Source organism: Xanthovirga aplysinae (assembly GCF_009711365.1).
GTDB lineage: Bacteria > Bacteroidota > Bacteroidia > Cytophagales > Cyclobacteriaceae > Xanthovirga > Xanthovirga aplysinae.
In genome coordinates this window covers 1-4,376 of sequence record NZ_SMMB01000826.1, presented here as the reverse complement: position 1 = coordinate 4,376, position 4,376 = coordinate 1, and the positions used below count along the sequence as shown (strand labels likewise).

At 38.6% G+C, this 4,376-nt stretch carries 2 protein-coding genes; both read right to left on the bottom strand.

The genetic code is table 11. The annotated features are described in order from the left end of the window. Nucleotides 1-181: 181 nt before the first annotated feature. Nucleotides 182-2,986 carry a hypothetical protein gene (locus E1171_RS06315; RefSeq protein WP_155205168.1) on the bottom strand — a complete coding sequence of 935 codons (2,805 nt, stop codon included), beginning with the start codon at nucleotides 2,984-2,986 and terminating at the stop codon, nucleotides 182-184. A 373-nt stretch (nucleotides 2,987-3,359) separates the two neighbouring features. Then, a complete protein-coding gene (locus E1171_RS06310) occupies nucleotides 3,360-4,313 on the bottom strand; it encodes a beta-1,6-N-acetylglucosaminyltransferase (RefSeq protein ID WP_155205167.1) in 954 nt (317 codons plus the stop codon). Nucleotides 4,314-4,376: the final 63 nt, after the last annotated feature.

The following is a 4,376-nucleotide window of genomic DNA, read 5'->3' as shown; positions in this document are numbered from 1 at the left end:
TGAGGGGGAAGTAGTTGATGATTAGAGGCAAATGGGGGGTAGGAGTTGATCATAGAACAATACCTTTAAACCAGCTTAGAGTCAAGGAAGGCACGAGAAGGTTGGCGATTGTCAATCACCTACCTTCTTTTTATATTAAATAGGGAATCCTGATTTGTAGGAAATAAGCGATCTGTCACTTTCAATTGGCCTGATAGGTGATCGCCACATTACCCGTCCCTCCTTGAGTAACGGTAGAAGTTAAATTACTTCCACGTTGAAATTGTCGGCTAAAGTTATTGTTCCCTGACTGCATTAGGGAAGCGTGGTTGTTGATTCCATTCTCCTGAATGATGATGCCCGTATTGTACATACTTCCAGGCGTAACGGTTATTTCAGCCGTAAAATTTTTGCCGTTTCTTTGGCTTAAGAATTTTTTATCTCCAATGGTATTGTCTTGATCAATATCCACCATTTCTCCTTCCATGTTGACCAATGTTACCCAGGCTTTATTGTCCCTAGCTAAGCCAAATATTCCATTTTGGGAGACTTTTACCGTATTGTTTTTTCCACCCACTATTTTTACAAAAGCTTTATTGTTGATGCTTCTTCCAAAAAGTCCATTTTGGGAAATATTGATTTTATTGTTTTTTCCTTCAAGGAGAGTAGCTATAGCGATATGGTCTTTTGCCAGTCCAGTAATCCCATTTTGGCTGATTTTGATGGCCTCCTTATGGTTATTCCCCTTGATAAAGGCCAGGGCATGATTACTAATACTTCTTCCCAGAAGTCCATTTTGAGAAATATTGATAGCCAATTTATTTTTGTCGCCGATAATAAGTCCAATGGCATGATTTTCTTTACTTTGTCCTCCCACTGAACCACTTTGCGTGATGTTTATGCTTCCTACTACAACATCGCCTAAATCCTCTCCCTTATTTTTATCTCCTTTAATTAGGGCCAATGCTTTGTTCCTTACGCTTTGGCCGCCAAAAGCAAATAAGCCAACACCATCTTGTTTTATATTAATGCCTAAATCATTTTTATCCCCTAGGATAAGGCCAGTGGCATGGTTATCCTTACTTTTTCCCTTAAAACCACTTTGGCTTATGTCAATAGCAGCTGCGGTTGTTTCATCATTAATTAGAATACCATCATTATTATTTCCTTTTATCAAGGCAAAGGCCTGGTTGTGTGCACTGGTTCCGCTATTGTTTTCATCACCTCCATCTTGCCTTATTTTTATGGCTAAATCGTTGCGGTTTCCTTTGATTACGGCATAGGCTCGATTATCTAGACTACTTCCTTCACTCAATCCATTTTGATCAATATCGATTGTTCCGAATTCAGAATTAAATGGCATACCCCCTTTGTTTCTTTCTCCCTTTATGAGCGCATGGGCATTATTATTTTGGCTTGTACCTCCTATATCAGAGTCAAGAAAACCTCCGTTTTGATTGATTGTCATTCCGAAATCATTACGGTCCCCATTGATAGTCGCATAGATTTGATTATTTTGGCTTTTACCACCACCAATACCGTTCTGTTCTACTTCATCCATACCATGCTCATTTCGATCTCCTTTTATAAGTAAATACATCAGGTTATTTCGGCTTATTCCCCCATTAAAACCAATTTGATCAAGGTCATCCATACCATCTTCATTCCCATTTCCAAGAATTAATGCATATGCTTGGTTTCCTTCACTAATGCCTCCTCCGGTACCGCTGCCTGAGACTCGGCCGCTTTGTTCTATACTTTCTATAGCGTTTCCATTTCCTATTATTTTGGCAAAAGCATAGTTGTTTTGGCTGAGACCTCCATTTTCTAGCCCTACTTGAGTTATATCTATTTCATTGTTATCACCATGGATTTGGGCAAAGGCGAAGTTATTTTTTGTCATGCCCCCATCTCTACCCTTTTGGTCTATTACATTTCCATTATTACTATTTCCATTGATCAAAAAGATGGTTCGGTTGTTTAGGGTCTTGCCTTGAGTTCCAGGACCAGAATCTGCTCCTTGATCTATAATCCCGTCATTTCTGTTTCCCTTATGGAGTAAATAGGCAAAATTTCCCCTACTTATACCACCATTTCCTCCTTGATCTATAGTTCCATCATTTTTGTTTCCCTTATGTAGTAAATAGGCAAAATTTCCCCTGCTTATGCCACCATTTCCTCTTTGGAATATCCCTTCTGTGAAACTTCCCCCAAGTTCATTGTTACGATTCCCCTTCATGATGAAAATGCCAACGTTGTTTCTGGAGATTCCCAGATCATTATCTCCACCATCCTGGTCAATTTTGGCTTTGTTTCGGTCTCCCTCTATCCGAATGATGGTTCTATTGAATAAACTTTCCCCTATACCGAGTGGACCTTCTCCTTCTTGCAGGGTTTGAGCAGCATTTCTGTTCCCTAATATGGTGATCTTGGAGCTGTTGCCAATACTAATTCCATTATCCCCTTTTTGAAAGATTTCGCCCTGATTTCGATTGCCGCTGATGAACATAAAAGCTTTATTATTTTTACTGGTCCCAAAGAAGCCATCTTGCCATATGTGAGGGAGGCCAGTATCAATGTTATTATTTCCCTTTTGGATAAAAACTGCCCGGTTTCTTAGACTGGTGCCATCATCCCCATTTTGTGAGATGAGAATGGGGTTATTTCTTCCACTTTGGGCCGTAAGGGCAAAGTTGAAACGACTGATGCCTCCCATATCGTTTTGTCTCACCTCGGAAAATAGGTTCCTACCCCCAAATTGAAATTGCAAGGCGGTGTTACGGTTACTTAGCTGGCTTGCAATGATTTCGTTATTCTTACCGAAGGCCTGAAAGCCAAAAAAGAAATTGAAATTCCCAATCTGGTCGGTGGTAATCATGTTCATGTTGGGGGCTAGTTGCACACCCATTCCAAAATTTCCAATGCCCATTTGGTTAATGGTTACTTGGGAAAATAATGGACTTGTTGTTAATAGTAAGAGGGTGAGGAGGAGTAGATTACGGTTCATGATAATGAAGGTTAATGGGTTAAAGGGTTTCCATGAGAAAGGATAGGTATTAAATTTCAAATGGGAGGGAAGTGGAATTAATCAGGGTAAGAGGAGATTTGAAGAAGAGTATCAAACAAATTCTAAGATGAAAGGTTTTAGAATTTCGATGAATCTTTATTTTATTTCGATAAATTTATATAAAAATAATATAATCTTAAATTAGAAAAGTACAATTTTATTACATTCTAAGTTTTTGTATTGGGATGTTGTATGATTTAAAAGTAATAGTAGGGGTTGCTTTTCTTATCTCTTAAGAGGATGAACTAAACAAATAGGAATTGTGGGAAGCCATTATTTTAATGCCATTGTTAATGAAAGATTCAGGGCATCTTTAAGCCATCAATAAATTTTCGTCCACTAAATCTAGAATTTTAGCATCAGTCTCTTCAGAAAATTTTCTTGCAAATATTTTGTCTTTACAATGGGCTAATTCTTGAAAATCCTGCTTTTCAAAAGTGAGGGGTAAAGGTCTGGTTGGGTGGGTCCAATTGGTATAGGTAATGGAATCCCTTATTTTTTCTTTGGGGTAAAGGGAGTGAACAATACTTTGAAAAAATACTTCATCAGCCACATGGGTATGGACATGGTACTCTAAATAATCAGGATGCTCCAGCGTGAATTCATAAAGCTTTTGGACGGTTTTCATGGGTAGGGCCCACCAAGTGGCTCCACCAAAGGGACGTAAGTAGGTTGGGAACCTCCTTTTCTTAAACAAGTTGGGTAAATCTTCAGGCTTATTTTTATAAAGGGTTATGATTTTAAGAAGCGTTCTTGGATTATAAAAACTAAGATGATGGATGGAAGGTATGGGCAAATTGGATTTTTGGTTATGAAAGAAGTGATAATTGTAAAATTGAATTCGATCCATTCCCCGGTGTTTACCCCATCCCCAAAGGCCTCGTTTTGCAGGTAAGGAAAAACCATCAATAAAGTTGATGTCATGGTTTTCCTTAAAAAATTCTTCTATGGCAGAGTTTCCCCTAAGGGGATAATCTTGCCCGCTCAAAAGCACACAAAAACCACTTCTATGATCGGCCAACATTCTTTGAAATACCTTAAGGGTGGCTTTTATAGTGGTTACGTCGCTCCAGAAGGTGGGGACTCTCCACTCATTTTGGAGTATAGTTACATTGTTTTGGTCTTTAAGCTCTTTAATGAAGGGTTTAATTTCTACATGTCCGTCAATGTGAATATAAAAGAAATTGTTGGGATATTGCAGTCGTTCAATGAGGCGTTTTACCAAATGAGGTTCCCGGTGTGCAATAATAATGTAATTTACGTCCATTGGTCATTCCATCAATAGAGCTTTGATTAAAATAGACTCGTAAGAAACCTGCTCAATCTTTCA

What these genes read in the sequence shown, in the direction of transcription:
- E1171_RS06310 (WP_155205167.1), bottom strand. Translation starts at nt 4,313, where the DNA reads ATGGACGTAAATTACATTATTATTGCACACCGGGAACCTCATTTGGTA.
- E1171_RS06315 (WP_155205168.1), bottom strand. Translation starts at nt 2,986, where the DNA reads ATGAACCGTAATCTACTCCTCCTCACCCTCTTACTATTAACAACAAGT.